The sequence below is a fragment of the Prevotella sp. P3-122 genome (genome assembly GCF_002251365.1).
GTDB lineage: Bacteria > Bacteroidota > Bacteroidia > Bacteroidales > Bacteroidaceae > Prevotella.
On sequence record NZ_NPJH01000044.1, the window covers coordinates 1 to 16,710 of the forward strand.

Sequence of the window (16,710 nt, forward strand, 5' to 3'; positions counted from 1 at the left end):
CCGTTCGCTGTAGGATGCTGATAGCTCCCTCGTCGGCATCGGGTGCATCATCGTTTCCTGCCATTCCCTTTTCGAAAGCGAGAGTCTGCTCGAGTCCCGCCTGCATGTCGGTGTCGTCCTTCTGGGAGATGTCGTAGAACACGAATCCCCGTTCCCATAGTGGGCTGATAGCCTCTATTCGCTGGAACTTGTCAGGTTTCTTGCGTGTGTCGCCGGTTATGGGTAGCTGGTATCCTCTGTTTTCTCCCTCTGTTGCGAAGTCGTCGAGAATGAGGTCCTGCATGAATGACGCCTCCATGAAGAACTGTATTGCTATGGCTTTGTCTTGGCTCCACTCGAAGAGGTCGTAGCACCATCTGACGAGCTCTGCAATGGATGCCTTCCGGACGAATGCGCGCAGCTGCCATAGTTCTGTTCCGTGTTTTGCCCAGAGCTTGGCCGCCTTGGTGTCGTCGGTTCGCTTGGACTTCCATGAGGGGTCGATGTAAAGTACGAGCTGTGAGAAGCTGCTCCATGCTGGTGGCTTCTTCCACCTTATCCACTCCTGTCGGAAAACGGTACCCTCGACGATTGGGTTGTGCATCATCTCCTTGTTCCATGCGCGGTATCCGACGAAGTCCCTGTACTGCTGTGCCTCCTGCTTGTTCCACTTCTCCTTCCAGAGAGGTTCTCCTTGGTTGTCGACGGCGCAAACCTTTGAGAGATGTACTCCCTTGGTGTGGCTTATTTCGGCGAGCACAGAAGTCTTTGAGATAAGGTTTCCGACCATGATGAATCGTCCTCTTCCGACATCGAGAGCCCCGAATAGCGCTTCCTTAACCCAGTCTGTAAGCTCGCGTACCCTCCTTGGGTTGCGGCATAGCTCGTCGTCGTCGAGGTCGTCGATTACGATGTAGTCCGGCCTTGCCTCCCGTTTTCTGAGACCACGTGGTGACTGTCCGCGTCCACATGCGAGGAAGCATACTCCGTTCTTGGCTGTGAACTCTCCGTCTGTCCAGTTGCCGACTGACATCTGTATACCGAAGTCGTCGATGAGCCTTCTGTTGTACTGCAGCTCAGCCTGAATGTCGCCGAGGAGCCTTATTGCGGCATCCTCAGACTTACCGACGAGGACCATGAAGTTGATGAGCCGTTTCTGCTGGAAGATGAGGAAGAGTGGTATGAATATGTCGAAGTGTGTAGACTTGGCGTGTCCTCTGGGCCACATGAAAACCGCCTTGAGGTTGGTTGAGTTCTTGACAACACGTGCGGCATCGTTGTGGAATGGTGCGTTGTGTATGGTTCTGATGACCTCTCCTGTGACCTTGTCGCGCAGTGTGAGGAAGTGTGGGAAATAGTACTCGCAGAATGCGGCATAGTTGTTTCGGAGGCGGTATATCCTCTGCTCCTTCTGCCTTGCGGTCTCCTGCCTGAGTGACGCGGTGGCTGTGAGGTTCTGAATCTGGCGGCAGTGCTCCTGCCACTCTTCTTGTAGTTTTTTGAGTTCAGCTGTGGTCATTGAAAGTTGAAAGTTGAAGGTTTATAGAGGAGATAGAGGAGATAGATGAGATAGAAAGCCCCCTGCCCCCCGGTGGGGGGATGCTCTGTCAGAGTGCCGATGGTGTTGCCATCTTCTCCATGAGGAACTTGTTCTGGTACTTGTTGATAGCCTTGATGAGCTCTGGTGTGATTTCGGGGTCGTATGACGCCTGGTCCTGAATCCATCTGTTGAACGCCATGAAGACCTCGATAGCGTCGACGACGTTGGCCTTCTTGTCGAGCTTCTCGATGGTAGCGGAGAGTTTTGAGAGCTTGTCGGCGAGTGTTCCGATAGCGTTTGGGTCTCCGCTTTCGTTTACCTGCGTGATGAGGTTGTCGATAGCGAGCAGGAGTTTGTTGACGAGTTCGGGCCTGGTGACGTTCTTTGCCGCCCTTGCCTCCTTCCATCCGCCTTCCTTGACCCATCTTGACAATGTTACCCTTGACACATTGACCTTTTCAGCTATTTCCTGGAGTTCCATTCCTGATAGATATAGCTGTCGTGCTACTGACTTGAGCCTTTCGATGTCGGCTCTTGTTTTTTTCTGTTCTGCCATGTTGTATGCATTTTTTTGTTAGACAAATATCTGTATTTGTTGCAAAATTGCAACAAATTATGCGTGCTGACAAATAAGCGTGCAGTGGTTTCAGCGAAGTGTGCAGTGGTTTCGCGGAAATTTGGCGGCATGGAAAAATGTAATTAATATTGCATCGGAATTGAATTACTGACACTCAGAATTATGAACTATGGCAAAGAGAGTTAGACTGACAAGTGACATTTTGAACAGCTACGGCTCGCGTGTTCTGACTGCTGGCATGGACATTGAGCAGTACAAGCGCAACCCTGTGTTGCTTTACATGCATGAGCGTGGTAACGTGATAGGCTACCTGAAGGATATCGAGAAGAGTTCTGGCGAAGTTACGGCAGAGCTTGTTTTCGACGAGGCATCGGAGCTGTCGCGCCGTTGCAAGAAGCAGTGGGAAGTAGGTAGCCTGCGTATGGTTAGCGTAGGCATCGACATCCTGGAGACGAGCCGTTCGAAGGCTGTGACGCTTGAGGGTCAGACGCGTGAGACGGTGACTCGAAGCAAGCTTTACGAGGTGAGCCTTGTAGACATAGGCTCGAACGACGATGCGATACGTCTGATGCGTGACGGTAAGCAGATAACACTTGGGAGCGCCGTCGAATGCGGTCTGCCCCTTATCAATAACCCAAAAAAAGAAAAAGAGATGGAAACAAAGACCATTGCCCTGTTGCTGGGGCTGCCGGAGACGGCGAGTGAGAGTGAGTTGACGACCGCCATCAGCGGCCTGATGTCGATGAAGAAGGAGAATGCAGAGCTGAAGCAGCGTCTGAGCAAGTTGGAGGAAGCGGGCATCGAGCATGCCGTTGACGCAGCGATAGCTGACAAGCGCATCGAGCTGTCGAAGCGTGAGGAGTTCGTTGAGCTTGGCAAGAAGATCGGTGCTGGTGACCTTGTGAAGCTGTTTGCGAGCATGTCACCGCGAACGAAGCTGTCTGACATGCTGGATGGTGGTCAGCCGTGCGGCCCCGTGACCTGCGAATACAAGAAGCTGAGCGAGGTGCCTTCGGAGAAGCTTGCTGAGCTGAAGGAGAAGGAGCCGGAGAGGTACAGACGACTTTACAAGGCTGAGTACGGGATGGATATGTAGGAAGCCCCCCTGCCCCCCGGTGGGGGGTATAGAGGAGATAGAAGCCCCCCTGCCCCCCGGTGGGGGGTATAGAGGAGATAGAAAAGATAGAAAGTTTAATTAATTAATAGAAAGTTATGAGACTAAGAATTGTATCGATTATGAGTGCGCTGCTTGTGAACAGCATGATGGGCGCAATGTTTGCGAGCGGGCTTGACGTGAGCCCTGTAGCAGGAGCAGTAGTGATGAATGTTGCCGGGATGGTTCTCGGTAGTGTTGAGAGTGCGTGTTGCCTTCGTGCGGGTGTGTTCACTGAGATCTGGACTGGTGAGCTGGTGAAGCGCCTTCGCGGTAGCATGGACGGGAGCTGGCTTGACGGCGTTCCGGACAACTCGAGCATCGTGAACAATGACACTATTCACCTTGTAGACGTAGGCGTGGACCCCGGTGTGCTTATCAACAACACTACTTACCCGATACCTCAGGAGGTTCTGCAGGATGCAGACATCGCAGTCAAGCTTGACAAGTTCCAGACGAAGGTGACTCCTATTACGGACGATGAGCTTTACGCTTCGAGCTACGACAAGATGGGTCGTGTGACGGAGTCTCACGGCAATGCCATCATGGACGCGAAGTTCATGAAGGCGGCCCACTCCCTCTGCGCTACGAAGAACAGTGGTACAACTCCCGTGCTTGCGACGACTGGCGCACGTGACTCTGCTACTGGCCGTGTGAAGCTGTGCATGCAGGACGTGATTAACCTGAAGCGCAGTTTGGACAAGCTGAAGGTTCCTGTTACTGGTCGCCGTCTGGTTCTTTGCCCCGACCACGTGAACGACCTGCTGGAGACCGACCAATCGTTCAAGGAGCAGTACAACATAGACCGTGGCACGGCAGTGATAGGTCGTCTGTACGGTTTCGAGATATTCGAGTACGGTGGTACTCCGCTGTACACTACAGCGGGTGTGAAGAAGGCAGTTGACGCGAGTGCGTCGACCGGTGAGTTCGCGTGCTCTTTCGCATTCTACGTTCCTCGTGTGTTCAAGGCTACGGGTTCTACGAAGATGTACTTCTCAGCCGCGGAGGGCGATCCCGAGAACCAGGCCAACAGAGTGAACTTCCGCCACTACTTCCTGGCGATGCCTAAGAAGGAGGATGCCGGAGGCGTGCTATACAGCGCATACAAGGCGAGTGAGTAAGAAGCCCCCCTGCCCCCCGGTGGGGGGTATAGAGGAGATAGAAGCCCCCCTGCCCCCCGGTGGGGGGTATAGAGGAGATAGATGAGATAGATGAGATAGGGATTTAGGGTTAAGTTTCTTTTCATAATCATATAATGTAAGTTTGGTATGATGGGTGGCATGGAATTGGGTGATGTTCTGAACATTGTTCTTGGCGGCGGTCTGGTTGGAACAATCGTTGCGATAGCCTCTCTGCGTGAGACGCTGCGGAAGGCGAAAGCCGAAGCTGCGCGTGCAGAGGCCGAAGCCGAGACGGTGCGCATGGACAATACCGACCATGCTACCCGGATACTTGTTGAGAACATTGTCAAACCCCTGAAGGAAGAACTGAATGAGACACGTAGATACCTTGATGCGAGCAAGCGCGAGATGGCCCGGCTTCGCAAGGCCATTGACTCTGCGAACAGCTGCAAGCATCATGACAACTGTCCTGTTCTTGTCGGGATGCAGGACAAGCCTCACGGAGAGCGCGAGCGCAAGCCTATCGTGCGCAAGCCGTTACGACAGTCTGTCGAAGACGATACATGTGATGACGACGGAGCCGGTTCCGAGGGAGCAGGCAGTGCTGCGGATAGCAGCTGACAGCCTCTGGCGCTTGCCGGAGCGTGCGGTATACACAGAGAGTAGCGGCAGGGCTACTGCAACGTTGAGCCGTCATGGTGATACGATAGTGGTATATGCCGACTGCGACAGTCTTCAGCGTTTAGTGGAGTGGTACAGCGTGGAACTCTCTGCCCTGTACGCCCGACATTTGTCTGACAGCGTGTCGGGAACGACGAAAGAGCATACTAACGTCGTTCGAACACCGTTGGAACGGATGTTGGAAGAGGCTAAGGGAGTGATTTTTTGGTTATCAATAATATTTTTAATGGCGGTATGGCTGAAGCACCGCAACAAAAAAACAGAATGACATGGGAAAGAAAGTATTTGACGGTTCCGACCTTATACTGAGTATAGGCGGAAAGGCACTTGGCTACAGCAGCGGGTGCAAGATAACGACAACAGTGGAGACAGGCGAGCGTGTGACAAAGGAGTCTGCCAGCTCGAAGTGGAAAGAGAAGTACGTGAAGAGCTTCTCAGAGAGCATCAGCGCTGATGGTTTTGTGCTGCTTGACGGCGGTGCCGAGATGCCTACGTACGACCAGCTGAAGGCAATGCAGCTGGCTGGCGAGCCTGTAGAGGTGAACTACAACATCAGGGAAGGCGCAGGGCGCGAGGGTAAGTCCGAGGGCGGCTATTCAGGCAACTACCTGATTACGTCGCTGGAGCTTGACGGCCAGGCGAGCGATGACGCGAAGTACAGCGTGCAGCTGGAGAACAGCGGTGCTGTGACGAGTACGGGCTTCGGTGTGAGGGCATCGTAATGAGAGGGGAGGTTGAATGATGAAGACTTTCCATATTACGATAGGCGGCATCAGTTACCCCGTGCGTCTCGTGATGGGTGCTTTGCTGCTGTTCAAGCGTGAGACGGGTAATGACGTGAACACTCTTCAGGCCGACGACCTTGAGGGGATGGTGCGTCTGATATGGTGTTGCGTGAAGTGTGCGAGCCAGGCTGAGGGTCTGGACTTCGGCTACGACTTCGAGACGTTCTGCAACCTGATTACTCCCGGGGACCTTGAGCAGTGGAACGCGAACCTGACAGATGAGAAAAAAAAAGTGTCGGCGGAGCAGAGGGCGTAGAAACCGACGTTGAGAGCCTTTTGGGCATAGCGTTGGGGTGCATGGGCATGAGTATGGATGACTTCTGCCGTTGCACCCCTTCTGAGTTTGCGCAGGTGTGGTCTGCCTGGAACGGCATGGAGCAGTTGCGTGAGCGCGGTGCTTGGGAGCGTATGCGTATGGAGTGCATAGCGAGTCTGCAGCCTTACAGCCGCAAGACGCTGCGACCTGCTGACGTGATGCCTCTGCCGTGGGACGTTGATAAGGAAGATGAGAAGAGGAATGAGGATGAGGAACTGACAAGAGAGGAGCTGTTAAGTCGAATGGAGGAGGTCAAGAAGCGGTACGGGCTGAGGTGAGGGATGAAAGTATAAGGTTTATAGAGGAGATAGAGGAGATAGATGAGATAGAGGGGATGGCGGGTTATGGTTGGGTGTCGTCATCATCGTCGGCAAAAGAAGGAGTGTCGATGGCAACGCTGACTATATACCATATAAACATGGCTGCGAACAGGAGGAATGCAAAATCGCACACAGCCATGAGCCTGTACCATCCGGCTGAGGTACATACAAGGGATGCAATGAAGGCATAGAGCGCCATTTCTCCCGTCCAGGATCCCCTTTTCTTTATTTTCTTCATTTTCATAATGTTGTCCCTCATATGATTTGAACAGGTTGCAAATATAAACAAAAAAAGTGAGACGGCAATGGACAAAGAGGTAAAATTTACGATAAGAATGACAGTCGACGGCAGCCAGAAGATAGTGACTGCGACTGCAGACATAAACAAGTTCGCCGAGGAAATAGAGAAGGCAAGGACATTGTCTACCCGATTGCGTGATGAGCTGGTGAAGTCAGTTCAGACCGGTGAGTTATTGAAGAACGCCCTGTCGGGTCTGGAACAGGTGAGAGGCTACCTGCTTGAGCTGACAGCAGCAAGTGCGCAGCAGTCAGAGGCAGAGACGAAGCTTGCGAACAACATGCGCAACACTATGGGTGCGCGTGATGAAGAGATAGCGAGCATAAAGGCTCTATGTGCTGCCCAGCAGGAACTTGGTGTCATAGGTGACGAGGTTCAGCTGGCAGGTGCGCAGGAGCTTGCCACCTATCTTGAGGAGAAGTCGAGTCTGGAGAAACTCATTCCGGTGATGAACGACATGGTTGCGCAGCAGTACGGTCTGAGCGCCACTCAGGAGAATGCTGCTAACATCGCTACGATGCTGGGCAAGGTGATGGACGGCCAGACGGAGGCTCTATCACGCTACGGCTACAAGTTTGACGAGGCTCAGGCTCAGATACTGAAGTTCGGAACAGAGGAGCAGCGTGCGGCCGTTCTTGCTGAAGTGGTAGAAAGCGCAGTAGGCGGCATGAATGCGGAACTGGGTCGGACTGAAGCCGGAAAGGCTAAACAGGCAGCCAACGATTTGGGCGACCTCAAGGAGGCGATAGGCTCCATGCTCGTACCTCTGGAGTCGATGCTGCTGAAGGCTGGTGAGATGACTGTGGCACTCAATGCGATAGGTACGACGATTGTCGGCATAAAAGGTCTTGCTGTTGCCATAAAGAACACAAATATAGTGGTACTGGCGCATTCGGCAGCCACAAAAGCGTCGGCGTTGGCGCATGCACTGTGGTCAAAACAGCTATACTACGGCAAGGCGGCAAGCATAGCGTGGGCGTTCGGTGCCAAGGTGGCGACGGTACAGGCTATAGCCATGAGAACAGCTATACTGGGCCTGATGGCTGTGAGCGGTGTCGGCATCGCGATAGCGGCTGTGTCCGGCGTCATTTCCCTCTTCTCTTCAAATACCGACGACGCTACGGAAAGCATGTCCAAAGCCAGGAAAGAAAGCGAGAGACTGAAAGAGGTTGAGGATTCTGCCTCACAGGCATACACGAATGCGGCATCATCGCTTTCGGTCAACATGGGCAAGCTGGAAGAATTAATCAGCAAGAAGAAGAAAGGCGTAGATACCACAGCCGAGGAAAAGAAGATTGTCGAAGAACTCAACGGCACGTATGGCGCAACGATGGGCTACTTCTCCGACGTGAGTCAGTGGTACATCGCACTCGTCGCCAACAGCGAAGCCTACTGCAAGCAGATGATGTTGGAAGCGAAGACGAGGATACTGGCTAACCAGATAGCCGAGAAGGAACTTGAGCTGCACGACATACGTTACGACAAGAAAGGCAACCTGAAAAGATACAGGAAGAACGGAGAAAAGAAACTTGTCATTACTGGAGCCGATGCGAACGGCAAACCGATATACGAATACAAGGAGCAGGAAAGCGACCTTGAAAAAGCGAACAAGAAATTAAGAGAAGGATATGCTGAACTGAAACACCTGAAGAACCAAATCAAGGATGCTGCGAAGAGTACAGCACAGATTGATTTCAAGGTGAAGGGCAGCACTACGATGCCGGGCAGCGGAGGAACAGAAAAGTCAGGGAAGTCAGGGAATGAGCTGAAGCTGATAGAGAACGCCACGACATACAAGGAACTGGCGAACAACGTTGCCTACTATCAGCAGCAGCTGGAACAGGCCGATGTAAGCGACAGCGAACACATCATCACACTGACAAGGCAAAAGAAGGCGGCTGAGGATGCCGTGGCGACTTTCAAGGCACTCCTCGACGCGGCAGGGCGACCCGTGAGCCTCGACAGCCTGGAGGACATCGACAAGGAACTGCAATACCAGCAACGCCTCAGGCAGAAGGCAACGGCAGACAACATAGCCGGGATAGACTCGGAGATAAAACGGCTGAACGCACTGAAGACCGCCATCGAAGACAGCTCATACGCAGGCAAGGACACAGGCACGATAAAGACATACGAGGAACTGGCTCAGCAGCAGGCGTACTACGAGCGCAGGCTAAGGACGGCTACAGAGACGGAAAGAACCGAGATACAGAAGCGCATAAACGCTCTGGAACAGCTGAAACGGAAATGGGACGGGGCTCTGGCAGAACTGGAGAAGCCCGGAGACATAGGGACGCTCGACACCATGGAGAAGCTCGATGACGCGATAGCCTACTATACCGACCGACAGAAGAAGGCAAGCACAGAAGAGGTGACGGCGATACAGCGCACCATAGACAAGCTGCAGGACAAGCGCAATGCTCTGGCACGGCTCACGGAACTGACACGGCAGCAGCGGGAATTGGCTGATATAGGAAGCCTGGAGGGCACGGAACTGAAGCTACGGCTGGAACTGATAGGGTTGGATGGCGTGAAGTCTAAGATCCGTTCTTTGCAGGAGATGCTTGATGACACAGAGAATCCGTTGTCGGGCGATGAGCGCAAGGAGGTGGAGAAGCTTCTGAAGAGCTGGCAGGGTTACGAGAAGGTGATGAAGCGCAACAGCGTGAGCGTGAAGGACACGTGGGGTCATGTGAAGGGTGTAGGCAGCAGCGTAGAGGGTATAACGGATGCTCTGAGTGGCAACGGCAGGGCATGGGAGCGTGTGACTGGGGTTGTGGACGGGCTGATAGGTATGTGGGAGTCGGTGAAGGGCATAATAGGTATAGTTGATGCTCTGACGGGTGCTGTGCGGGTTCAGGAGTCGGCAACGATATCGAGTGCCGCGGCGAAGCAGATGGAGACTACAGCTGTGGTGGAGAACACTGCCGCGAAGAGCGGTGAGGCTATAGCAGACGCTACGTCGAGCGGTGCTAAGCTTCCATTCCCTGCGAACATAGCTGCGATAGCGGCGGGCGTTGCGGCTGTGGTAGCGGCGTTGGGCATGATAGGGGGTGCTTTTGCTGACGGCGGCATCGTAGGCGGTAGCAGCTGGCGCGGGGACCGTTTGCTGGTGAGGGTGAACTCGGGCGAGATGATACTGAATGCGCGTCAGCAGGCAGAGCTGTTCGCTCTGGCAAACGGTAGTGCGATGTATGGGGGTGCTTCGGCCGTGGTTCCTCAATGGTCGGGTATGATGTCGCTGATAGGCGGTCGTCCTTTAGTTCAGATGCCGGACATGGCAGTGGCATCTTCTCCGAGGAGTGTGGTGCTGAAGGCCAAGGGCCGTGACCTTGTGGGGGTGATATCGAACGAGCGGCGGCTGACACGGAAGAGGATATTAGGTTAATAGGTTATAAGGTTAATAGGTTATTAGGTTATAAGGTTATTAGGTTAATAGGTTATAAGGTTATAAGGTTATAAGGTTATAAGGTTATAAGGTTATTAGGTTATAAGGTTAATAGATGAGATAGATGGGATAGATGGGATAGAGGAGATAGAGGAGATAGATGAGATAGATGAGATAGAGGAGATAGAGGAGATAGATAAGACTGATTAGGCTCTGTTGTGGGGCTGTACTTAAAAAAAATATAATTATGTATATACACGGAGAATACAGGAATGCTGTTGGCGAGGTGATAGAGGTTCATCTGCTGACTGGCGGCGACAGGACGGAGGATGTGGTGATAGGTGATGAGTCGAGCGGGGTGTTCTTCACGGATGACCCTGTGGAGACGGAGAGCCAGACTTCGGACACTTTCGACGTTCTGCTGAGGACTCAGGCACGGATAAGGCTGCTGACGAGGCGGCACATGGGTGAGCTGTTTGCCGCGCGCCCGGAGGATGTGGCAGTTAACATATACCGTGCCGGCGAGTGCGTGTTTGCTGGGTATGTGGAGCCGATGGCTCTTCAGCAGGGTTACAACGAGGACCTGGACGAGGTTGAGCTGTGCTGCATCGACTGCCTGTGTGCCCTGGAATACCGCAGGTACAGGAACATAGGCGATGCCGGCACGTCGTACGCTGACGTGAAGGCATCGGCTGTTCAGCGCACGTTCGGCGCGCTGCTGCGTGAGATGGTCGATGGCGTGACGTCGGATATGGACATAAAGGGCAGCGGAGTGGTGAGGTTGCTGTATGACGGCAGCAAGTGGGCAGAGGTGACGGATGAGGAGCGTTACGGTATAATGGATCGTCTGGCAGTGAGCGAGCTGCTGTTCCTGGGTGATGACGAGGACGAGGTGTGGAAGCAGGACGAGGTGATGGAGGAGCTGCTGAAGTACCTGAACCTGCATGTGGTTCAGGAAGGCTTCACGTTCCGTATATTCGCATGGGAGACGGTGGCCTGCGGCAGCGGCAAGATGGCAGAGGAGTCAGAGTTCTGTGACCTGCTGACGATGGAGAGGTCGTCGATGGAGCGCAATGTGGTGAGGATAACGCCTGACATCGTAGACGGTTGCGACGCCACGCTGACGATAGGTGAGGTGTACAACCAGCTGCTGCTGACTTGCAGCATTGAGGAGATGGAGAACGTCGTTGAGAGTCCCTTGGACAGTGACCTGCTTGAAGACCCGTACAGCAGGAAACAGAAATACATGACGGAGCTGTCGGCTGAGGGTACGGACAAAAACGCTCTGTACCACTTCGGCATAATGGTACTGGATGAGGAAACGAATTACAGCAAGGGGAGCATCACGGACTGGTACATACGCATGAAGAGGAACTGGCTGTGGAGGTTCCCAGTAGGCGGCGACATGACGACCGACTGGCAGGACAGTTATGCTGGAGGCACGCAGCAGCATGATGTTGCAATGAGGTTAGGCTCGAAGATGGGTGGTTGCCTGATGGCTTGGGGCAAGCAGACGTTCAACACTGCCCAGACAGACAACAGCAAGTTGCCGAGCATTCCGATGACGAGCAGCCTGATGCTGTCGGTCAATGGCAACGGTGTGGACAACGACATCGCCGACTCGCGTCTTCAGCCATACCCCAATGATGATGACCTGAAGGCTTGCGTTCCTTTTGCCGTTTACGATGGCAATGCGGCAGGCGGCGTTTTCTCTCCTGTTGATGAGGACGTGAGGAACTATATCGTGATTAGCGGAACAATAGTTCTTAACCCTATTATGCACGAGAGCGGCAACTACTCTACGCTGAAAATGTATGCCGAGCGTGATGAACTTGATACTCACTGTGTGCCTGTCGCATCCCGGAACGGCGGTGGAAGGTACTACACAAGGAAATACTGGGTGGCTGACGACCCGAAGGAGGAGCCTGAGAGTGCGTTATATCATACTGGGCTGTATCCGTATACGGGTGACGGACTACAGCTATACGAGTTCAAGTACAGTGCGATAGGCGACAGTACTGACAAGGTGAGCAAGGTTGCCGTTCTGGCTTGCATGCTGATTATCGGCGACAAGTGCGTGGTGGAGAACCAGGAGAGTTCGAACGGTCTTCTAACGGACTTCGAATGGCGTAGGTACAAGAGCAGGGAAGAGTGCGAGACGGACGATGAATACTACAGCCAGTGCTTCTACATAGGCTTCGACCCGAAGATAGGGGACAAGCTCATAGGCACGGAGTTCAAGATACAGACGAACTTCGAGGATGCCGACAACGTAGGCGCCGATGAGGGCATGGCGATACCGATAACGAGGGCTGACGCTCTGAGCGGTCAGGTGAAGTTCCTGATACTGGGTCCTGTGAACACCACATGGGACGAGTACACTCGCCGGCATCCGTCGTTCTGGCGTCACACGAAATGGACGACCACATCGGTGTCGCTGCTGGCGCACACGAGCAGCATAGTAGTGAAAGACTTCGAGGTGAAGATATATGCCGGCGGAGAAGACCAGGGCGAGGACAACGACGTGGTGTACATGAGCGACACTGTTGAGCGTTTCGTAAACCGCAAGGACGACCTTGAGATGAAGATAAACTCGGCACTGACCTCGGAGGAGTGCGCAAGGCTCGGAGTGAGGAATACGGTGAAGATATCGACACCTGTTGACACAAGTACCGGCAACGGAGTGACGGAGATATACGACCGGCACCTGGGTCAGACTGCCAAGGCTGAACAGATATACGTAGACGCTTACTGGCACGAATACCACGAGCCGCGGATGATACTGGAACAGAGATTGACGGACAAGGCGGGGACGGTGGACCTGCTGAACCACTACACTGAGGGAGCATCGGGAAAGGAATTTTATGTACAGGCTATAAGCAGGAACCTGACACAGGGTACTGCAACAATGACACTGAAGGAGGTATGGAATGATTGAAGTTAAGATGATAGGAAAGCCCAAGGGCAGCACCAAGTCTGCCGGGGCAGGCAGGTCGGCATCCTACAGCGTGCAGACCGTCGCAGACACGGCACGCAAGGCTTACAGGGCAGAGAGTGCTGACTATGCCGACTATGCGGAGAAGGCCGGTGTGGCGGCAAGGGCGACATTCGCCGACCAGGCGATGGTGCTGGCTGATGGCAGCCCCATAAAGGACATGTTCCTGAGCAGTCAGGAGGATGACACGGCACAGGGAGTCATCACGTTCGCGAAGGGGCTGATCGCTAAATTGAAGTCGACATTTGTCAATATGGATGCCGTCAACGGTAGTATCAGTTATTTATCAGGCAGGGACCTGGATTACCAGTCGGGTGTGTTCGGTGGCATCGCGGCCGAGACACTGGACCTTGAGAGAGAACTGACGTCACCTGCGGCCAACATTACAAACCTGACCGCAAAGACGGTGAAAGCAGATGACACGGTGACAGAGAACCTGCAGGCTACCGTAGCCACTGTGGGCACGCTGATAGCTGACAGCGTTGCGGCAGATGTGGTGAGCGCAGAGAGTGTGACCACTAAGAGGCTTGAAGTGACGGGTGCTGCTCACTTCTTCCAGTTAGTGATTGACGAGGTGAGGAGCGTTGGCGGCAGGGTCGTGCTGTCGATGGCGAGCTGTGAGGCGAGGAGGATAGTGGAGTATACCGGGTTTTATAGGGTTTATTTCGTTGCTGAGGACGATGGCAAGAGCGTGACGAATGAGTGGGCGGTTGGCGACTTGGCGATATGCCAGTCTTTCAATGCTGGCATCGGGACGCATGAGAATGTGTCGAACAAGTACTACTGGAGGAAGGTTGTCAGTGGGTCGTGGGCGGCTACGGAGTATGCCTGGGACGGAGAGAGGAAGTATTACTATATTGACCTGAGCAGGGTTGATGGGGAGTATGATGAAAGCGCTGGCGGTTCTGGCTTGTCCGGAGATTATGGTGTGCCGGGTGTCGGGGATGTCATCGTGCAGTTGGGCAACTGGTCGGATGCGGAGAGGGCTTCGGCGATTGTCTTGTCGGCATACGATGACGGATGGTTAGACACGGAGATTGAGGCTCCGAGCATAGCGCAGTACGTGGGCGTGGGCATGGACGCGGCGGACAGGTGGAACTTGGCGAAGTGCAGGTACACGTGGTTGGCGAGGAACGGCAACCAGATTACGGGCAACCTGCGTGTGGTGACGGCTGAGGGCACCAAGGAGGTGACTGAGTATGTCAGCAGCGAGGTGGCGACGCAGACCGAGGCCATCGTCGACACCAAGGTCACGGAGAAGACGGCTGAGCTGGTGCAGACCGTGGACGGACTGTCGAGCACGGTGAGCAAGCACGAGACGAGCTTACAGGAGGTAAGGGGCAGCGTGGTTACCGTTGAGAAGCTTGTTGTCAACAACGCCACTCAGATTAGGCAGAACGCCGACAGCATATCAGCACAGGCCACGTCGTTGGAGACGGTGCAGCAGAACATATCCGACATAGAGACGCAGTTTGACAACCTTTCCGACGCTGTGGACAGCCAGCAGGCCACCATCGACGGGCTGCCGCTGAAGACTGACGTGGAGCTGGCGGAGTACAAGGGCGAGATACTGGTGGAGAGCAAGCGGATTGCGCTGGAGGTGTCGGAGATTACTGACGTGAGGCGGAACATGCTCATGGGTACGCAGTTCTGGAAAAACATCGGGTATGACGCTGACGGATATATGGTGAACGGGTCTGGTGCCACGCTGATACGGCGGACGAGCGACAGGGTGAACGGGCATAACTCGTTGGAGATTTCGTCCTCGTCGACGAGCAACACCTATGGCGGCATATACTTCCTGAATGTACCGGTGGAGGCAGGCAAGTCGTATACGATAAGCGTGTGGACGAAGAGGATGTCAAGCTCGCTGGGCAATGGGACAAGCATGATTGTCCACTACAAGGCCAACAGCGAACAGGGCACGCCCACATGGCAGGAGAGCCAGAGACTGGTAACTACCGCCGACACCATCGGCGAGTGGGTGCTGGTGAGGAAGACCATCACGCCGAAGGCCGGCGACTACTTCGTGAACGTGATATTCTGTGTGGTTTCGTCAGGCACGATAAGGATAGCGGAGCCTATGATGGAGGAGTCGGAGGAGTATACGGCATGGTCGCCGTCAGCGAGTGACTACGCCTACGTGATGGGGAACATGATACCCGGGTCTGACACGCTTGCTACGGTGAGCGACGGCGAGGGTCTGACTATTGCGAAGGGACGTGTGGCGGACGGTGATGAGGCAGGGGTGTACAAGGTGAGCGGCTCGACGACTTCCACCCTGACTCTTCTTGGTATCAGGAAGTCTTTCTCTCAGGGTTACAGCTACGTGTTGTCGTTCTGGGCGCGCAGGACTTCGGCGGCGAGCGACTACGCATGGCTTTGCGTGAACTTCGGCAGCAACGTGCTGGTTGCGGAGTACAGCAATGGCGTGAGTCCCTATTCCGCAGACCAGGGCAGGACTCCCTACAGCGGGTACATGAAGCTGAGAAACGTTCCCAGGACGTGGACGCGGTACTGGGTACACGTGATTGCTGACAGCAACGTGACTCTGACGCCGTTGATATACATTGAGGTTACGGACGGCCGCGCTGCCTCGTTCGAGGTGAAGAAGCCGAAGATAGAGTATGGTGCCGTGGTAACAGAGTGGACAGCCTCCATGGACGACCTTGCCGAGGAGGAGACGGTTGCGAACCAGCTGCACAGGACCGGCATCAACATCACGCAGGGCACGATACGGCTGAGCGCGAAGAATACCATCATCGACGGCGACCTGCACCTGAGGGGCGTGCTGGTTGAGAACTATGCCGATACGGAGAGGGGTTCGTTGGTGGTTTGCGACATGGTGCGGAACAAGTCGGTATCTGTGAGCCAGGCGCATGTGGTGCTTCCGATGATAAGTCCGCAGACGATTACGTCGTCACGTGCTGACGGTGAGGTGACTGTTGCGGCTGTCAGGGAGGCTGGCGTGAAGGTGACTATAGCGGCGAAGTATGAGGCGTACGTTGCGAAGTGGTCTATGGCCACGGCGGAGCTGTATGCCGGGAACAAGAACGCGATGGGTTATTTCCACAGCTACTGCACGAAGGTGTTTGCCGACCCGCGTATAGCATCGTGCAGCAACTACACGGCTACAGACGTTGCGAGAATACAGCCCGAAGGTAATGGTGGACATCTTGTATCTGGTTACGAGGGAGGAGTGTTTATCTGCAACGGCCGCCGTGGCAGGGTACTCCTGCTCATGCCCGGTCAGACGCTGCACCTGACATCGGCCATCGAGACCATCAACGGCAGCGACCATCTGCTGTGGTACGTGGACAACGGCAGCGAGTTTATGCCCATACAGAAGACCGTGAGCTTCGTGGGTGACAACTGGTATACGAGGCAGTTCTACAGCAACGGTGGCAGCTCGTGGCCGAACGAAACGGAGACAAGTAGCGGCTCTGAACACGCTGACTGCCTGTTTGCACCAAAACAGATTGGCGTAGAGTTCAGCGGCAGGACAGACACGCTGCAAATAGAACTGTAGGGTAATCTACAACGAAAATCCAACTCAT

The 16,710-nt window shown here is 54.3% G+C and carries 13 protein-coding genes; 10 read left to right on the forward strand and 3 right to left on the reverse strand.

Features of this window, described 5'->3' with window-relative positions; genetic code table 11:
• Both CIL02_RS08275 and CIL02_RS08280 read right to left on the reverse strand, forming a co-directional pair.
• The coding region (locus tag CIL02_RS08275) for a hypothetical protein (RefSeq protein WP_141210172.1) at window positions 1–1,498 on the reverse strand (1,498 nt) is incomplete at its 3' end.
• Window positions 1,499–1,586: 88 nt separating this feature from the next.
• Window positions 1,587–2,075 (reverse strand): terminase, encoded by a 489-nt coding sequence (locus CIL02_RS08280; protein ID WP_094400796.1) that lies wholly within the window; start codon window positions 2,073–2,075, stop codon window positions 1,587–1,589.
• A 190-nt stretch (window positions 2,076–2,265) separates the two neighbouring features.
• On the opposite strand from CIL02_RS08280, the gene CIL02_RS08285 reads away from it, so the two are divergent.
• The 7 genes from CIL02_RS08285 (at window position 2,266) to CIL02_RS08315 (ending at window position 6,430) form a co-directional block, all read left to right on the forward strand.
• Window positions 2,266–3,192: an HK97 family phage prohead protease gene (locus tag CIL02_RS08285; protein ID WP_094400798.1), complete on the forward strand. Its 927-nt coding sequence runs from the start codon at window positions 2,266–2,268 to the stop codon at window positions 3,190–3,192.
• Window positions 3,193–3,332: 140 nt separating this feature from the next.
• Window positions 3,333–4,370, forward strand: coding sequence for a hypothetical protein (locus CIL02_RS08290; RefSeq protein WP_094400799.1), 1,038 nt, complete (start codon window positions 3,333–3,335; stop codon window positions 4,368–4,370).
• A 159-nt stretch (window positions 4,371–4,529) separates the two neighbouring features.
• Window positions 4,530–4,991: a hypothetical protein gene (locus CIL02_RS08295; RefSeq protein WP_094400885.1), complete on the forward strand. Its 462-nt coding sequence runs from the start codon at window positions 4,530–4,532 to the stop codon at window positions 4,989–4,991.
• Window positions 4,939–5,319, forward strand: coding sequence for a hypothetical protein (locus CIL02_RS08300; RefSeq protein WP_141210173.1), 381 nt, complete (start codon window positions 4,939–4,941; stop codon window positions 5,317–5,319). The genes CIL02_RS08295 and CIL02_RS08300 overlap by 53 nt, the downstream gene beginning before the upstream one ends.
• Before the next feature lies 1 nt (window position 5,320).
• On the forward strand, window positions 5,321–5,773 hold the full coding sequence (locus CIL02_RS08305) for a phage tail tube protein (RefSeq protein ID WP_094400803.1): 453 nt from the start codon (window positions 5,321–5,323) through the stop codon (window positions 5,771–5,773).
• 16 nt (window positions 5,774–5,789) lie between these two features.
• On the forward strand, window positions 5,790–6,092 hold the full coding sequence (locus CIL02_RS08310; protein WP_094400805.1) for a hypothetical protein: 303 nt from the start codon (window positions 5,790–5,792) through the stop codon (window positions 6,090–6,092).
• 41 nt (window positions 6,093–6,133) lie between these two features.
• The gene (locus CIL02_RS08315; protein WP_094400807.1) at window positions 6,134–6,430 is read left to right on the forward strand and encodes a hypothetical protein; all 297 of its coding nucleotides are present in this window, start codon (window positions 6,134–6,136) and stop codon (window positions 6,428–6,430) included.
• A gap of 64 nt (window positions 6,431–6,494) precedes the next feature.
• Here the strand turns inward: CIL02_RS08315 and CIL02_RS08320 are convergent, their stop codons facing one another.
• Entirely contained in the window at window positions 6,495–6,716 is a 222-nt protein-coding gene (locus tag CIL02_RS08320) for a hypothetical protein (RefSeq protein WP_141210174.1), read from the reverse strand.
• Between the two features lie 61 nt (window positions 6,717–6,777).
• Here CIL02_RS08320 and CIL02_RS08325 point away from each other — a divergent pair, with 61 nt between their 5' ends.
• The 3 genes from CIL02_RS08325 to CIL02_RS08335 all read left to right on the forward strand — a co-directional run bounded on the left by CIL02_RS08325 (window position 6,778) and on the right by CIL02_RS08335 (window position 16,682).
• Window positions 6,778–10,158, forward strand: a complete 3,381-nt coding sequence (locus tag CIL02_RS08325) for a hypothetical protein (protein WP_094400812.1) — start codon at window positions 6,778–6,780, stop codon at window positions 10,156–10,158.
• Between the two features lie 247 nt (window positions 10,159–10,405).
• Window positions 10,406–13,096, forward strand: a complete 2,691-nt coding sequence (locus CIL02_RS08330) for a hypothetical protein (protein WP_094400814.1) — start codon at window positions 10,406–10,408, stop codon at window positions 13,094–13,096.
• Window positions 13,089–16,682 carry a carbohydrate binding domain-containing protein gene (locus tag CIL02_RS08335; RefSeq protein ID WP_094400816.1) on the forward strand — a complete coding sequence of 1,198 codons (3,594 nt, stop codon included), beginning with the start codon at window positions 13,089–13,091 and terminating at the stop codon, window positions 16,680–16,682. The genes CIL02_RS08330 and CIL02_RS08335 overlap by 8 nt, the downstream gene beginning before the upstream one ends.
• Window positions 16,683–16,710 lie beyond the last annotated feature (28 nt).

Bases quoted from the DNA above. Each gene is read 5' to 3' on its own strand.
- CIL02_RS08330 (WP_094400814.1), top strand. From the start codon at position 10,406: ATGTATATACACGGAGAATACAGGAATGCTGTTGGCGAGGTGATAGAG.
- CIL02_RS08305 (WP_094400803.1), top strand. From the start codon at position 5,321: ATGGGAAAGAAAGTATTTGACGGTTCCGACCTTATACTGAGTATAGGC.
- CIL02_RS08285 (WP_094400798.1), top strand. From the start codon at position 2,266: ATGGCAAAGAGAGTTAGACTGACAAGTGACATTTTGAACAGCTACGGC.
- CIL02_RS08325 (WP_094400812.1), top strand. From the start codon at position 6,778: ATGGACAAAGAGGTAAAATTTACGATAAGAATGACAGTCGACGGCAGC.
- CIL02_RS08315 (WP_094400807.1), top strand. From the start codon at position 6,134: ATGGGCATGAGTATGGATGACTTCTGCCGTTGCACCCCTTCTGAGTTT.
- CIL02_RS08290 (WP_094400799.1), top strand. From the start codon at position 3,333: ATGAGTGCGCTGCTTGTGAACAGCATGATGGGCGCAATGTTTGCGAGC.
- CIL02_RS08300 (WP_141210173.1), top strand. From the start codon at position 4,939: ATGACGACGGAGCCGGTTCCGAGGGAGCAGGCAGTGCTGCGGATAGCA.
- CIL02_RS08280 (WP_094400796.1), bottom strand. From the start codon at position 2,075: ATGGCAGAACAGAAAAAAACAAGAGCCGACATCGAAAGGCTCAAGTCA.
- CIL02_RS08310 (WP_094400805.1), top strand. From the start codon at position 5,790: ATGATGAAGACTTTCCATATTACGATAGGCGGCATCAGTTACCCCGTG.
- CIL02_RS08295 (WP_094400885.1), top strand. From the start codon at position 4,530: ATGGAATTGGGTGATGTTCTGAACATTGTTCTTGGCGGCGGTCTGGTT.
- CIL02_RS08335 (WP_094400816.1), top strand. From the start codon at position 13,089: ATGATTGAAGTTAAGATGATAGGAAAGCCCAAGGGCAGCACCAAGTCT.
- CIL02_RS08320 (WP_141210174.1), bottom strand. From the start codon at position 6,716: ATGAAAATGAAGAAAATAAAGAAAAGGGGATCCTGGACGGGAGAAATG.